Source organism: Leuconostoc sp. (genome assembly GCF_965300815.1).
Genome location: NZ_CBDKZH010000139.1, coordinates 1 through 2928, shown reverse-complemented (window position 1 = coordinate 2928; position 2928 = coordinate 1). Strand labels below are relative to the sequence as shown.

General features: G+C 44.5%; 3 protein-coding genes. 1 reads left to right on the top strand and 2 read right to left on the bottom strand.

What is annotated here, in order from left to right:
- Positions 1–10: 10 nt before the first annotated feature.
- Entirely contained in the window at positions 11–1549 is a 1539-nt protein-coding gene (locus ACW12G_RS07330) for a ClC family H(+)/Cl(-) exchange transporter (RefSeq protein WP_455647645.1), read from the bottom strand.
- A gap of 142 nt (positions 1550–1691) precedes the next feature.
- Positions 1692–1937, bottom strand: a complete 246-nt coding sequence (locus tag ACW12G_RS07325) for a GlsB/YeaQ/YmgE family stress response membrane protein (protein ID WP_019039753.1) — start codon at positions 1935–1937, stop codon at positions 1692–1694.
- A 266-nt stretch (positions 1938–2203) separates the two neighbouring features.
- Here ACW12G_RS07325 and ACW12G_RS07320 point away from each other — a divergent pair.
- Positions 2204–2928, top strand: a 725-nt coding sequence (locus tag ACW12G_RS07320; protein ID WP_455647644.1) for a VOC family protein, incomplete at its 3' end; no start/stop codon positions are given.

Here is a 2928-nt window from a genome sequence, read left to right as displayed (position 1 = left end):
GCCTATCTGACTACACCACCACCGTCGCTAGTAATTGCCGTTTAATGTCTTGTGCCACATCTTTATTAGCGCGCAAGTAAATGATGTCGCCAGCACGCAAAACCAAGTCGCCCTTAGGAATAAGCAAATTATCTGACCGTTTGACCAATGTGATTAAACTGTTGGGCACTAAATTCAAGTCGCGTATTTGCTGGTCTTCCATGATGCTGCCGGCTAAAACAGGAATTTCAAGCGTGGTCATCTCAGACGAATCGTTGTTTTGCTGGTTTTGCTGTAATAATCTAGCCAACAATGATTCGTAAATTGGCGCACCGTTGAGTAAATCAACGACTAAATAAGCCACCAAACTGACAAAGGCCAATGGCAAAATATGTGTGACGCTCCCAACCATTTCAAAAACAAGAATGATCGCAGTGAACGGTGCTTTACCAATACAAGCAAAATACCCCGCCATACCAATCACTACAAAATTCAAAATATACGTCGTCGGCATCCAGTTCAAGGTCACGAACACATTGCCAATGAGGGTGCCACTCAAAGCCCCTAACGTGAGAATGGGTAAAAAGATCCCACCAGGCAGACCAGAACCATAACTCACCATTGAAAAAACAAACCGCACAGCCAATAGGCCTAGCAGTAGCTTAATGCTAGTTGGGGTATTATTGAGCGATAAAATCAAACCGTTCCCACCACCTAAAATGTGCGGCCAAAGTAGGCCGACTGGCAGTACTAAGATAAATGGGATCACCCCATAAAAATACTTGGGTAGCGGTAATTTGTCATACAGGGACAAGCTAGCCAGCAGGACACGTTGATATAAATAACCAAACAGCCCTAACATCAGCCCAAATACCAAGAGCAAACCGTACAACTTCACCGGAAAAACGGTTAAATTCCCCACAGCTAAGACTGGTGTTTGCCCAAACATGACTGTCGAGACAAAGTCCGATACAGTCGCCCCTGTGACAGCCCCCACCCAAACAAACGGTGAAATGCTATGATAGATTTCTTCAAGGACGAACATCGCACCAGCTAGCGGGGCGTTAAAGGCCGCGGATAAGCCAGCAGCGGCGCCACTGGCGATTAAACTTTTAGCTTTGTTATGACTTAAATGTCGGTATTTTGCTACGCCTTGACCAATTGCAGCACCAAGTTGGATTGATGGCCCCTCGCGGCCAAGCATCAGGCCACTACCAATGGCTAAAATCCCAGCAGTAAATTTGCGCCAAAGCGTTGCCCACCAATTATCCGTTATTTCTCCGGTTAATACCCCTTCTACTTGCGGTATCCCTGATCCTGATATATGCGGATTTTTCTTGAGTAACCAAGCAACTACGATGAGACAGCCAGCATTTAACAAAATAATCAGGCCCAATGAGAACAATTCACCCCGCCCGACAGCAAGGTATAAAGTCTGAAAGTACGCTAAAACTTTTTCAATTGACAGCCGAAAGAGACTCACCACGATACCGGTTAGAAAACCAATCAAGACACCATAGCCCACAATGGCTAGTTTTGACGTATTTAACTGTAACTTCTGATTTAACATAGCCTTAGTTTACAACAGAATTTGGGGTGAGTTCAAATTCTGCTATCATGCGCTATCGTCTGTCTAAAAAAGGAAACCTTAACGGTTCCCTTTCACATGTCAGCAGGTTTATCTCAGATAACACTGCTGTTATTCACTTGTTTTAGCGGTTTGCTCGAATACCGAACACAGCTGACACAATCAATACTAGGACAACTGCCCCAATAATTGAAGGAATCAAAGCCATGCCAGCTAGACTTGGTCCCCAGTGGCCAAGAACGCCTTGTCCAATAGCTGAACCAATCAAGCCAGCAAGGATATTACTAATCCAACCCATGGATGCCCCACGGTTCGTAATAGCACCTGCAATTGCACCAATAATGGCACCAACAATTAATGACCAAATCATATGAGATTCCTCCGTCCTTTGCGCTATATTCTTGTTACTTGTTGGTTATATTATATCACTCTCGCAGTAATTTCACAAATCAACCCAACACAAAACGCCTTATCATAGGCTTTGATAGCGTTTACCAATTATCGCAATTCACAATTAAGATGACAGTTGCGGCACCTCGGGTTTCACTATCAGCAAATCACTAGACTTTTTTCGTAAAACACTTTATGATACTTATAAATAGTAAGCAAAATAAATCAACAGTCAGGATAGCGCCAATGCAGCCAATTACTTACCACATGACACACCTCACGCTCGTCGCCAATGATGAAGCCCAAATGCGGCATTTTTATCGCGATATTCTTGGTTTCGTCGAGACAAAAATCGACGCACAAACCTATAGTTATGCGTTAACAACCACCCAACCACCAATCCTCACGTTGGTATTTAACGGGACAGCACCGAGTGCACCACGGCAAGGGTTATACCATTTCGCCCTACTCTTCCCAGATACTGCTAGTCTAGCGAGTTTAGTGGCACATCTTTTGACAATTAACTATCCGCTAGGTGGCAGAGACCATGATGTTAGTGAAGCTTTTTATTTAAACGATCCCAATGGCAACGGGATTGAACTCTATCATGATCGGCCGCGCGAACAATGGCAATGGGATCAAAATTTTGTCCAAATGGGCACTAAAGCCGTTGACGTTGCCACATTACTACAGGCACGGAAAAGTAACTGGGTAGGTTTTCCATCACAGACCACGATTGGCCATTTACATTTTGTGGGCCATAACGTAGCAGCTGGGGATGCTTTCTTCATTGATGGCTTGGGGATGGCCTTGACGACCACCTTTGCTAATAGCGCTAACTTTTATTCGCATAATCGCTACCACCATCACCATGCTTATAATACGTGGTTAGGCGCCCAAGTAGCGCAACGCCAGCCGCAAGAAAATGGTTTAACTGATTGGACAATTGCCGTTAATCCAGCCTATTTTGC

Coding starts and splice junctions, on each gene's coding strand:
- ACW12G_RS07330 (WP_455647645.1), bottom strand. CDS start 1,549: ATGTTAAATCAGAAGTTACAGTTAAATACGTCAAAACTAGCCATTGTG.
- ACW12G_RS07325 (WP_019039753.1), bottom strand. CDS start 1,937: ATGATTTGGTCATTAATTGTTGGTGCCATTATTGGTGCAATTGCAGGT.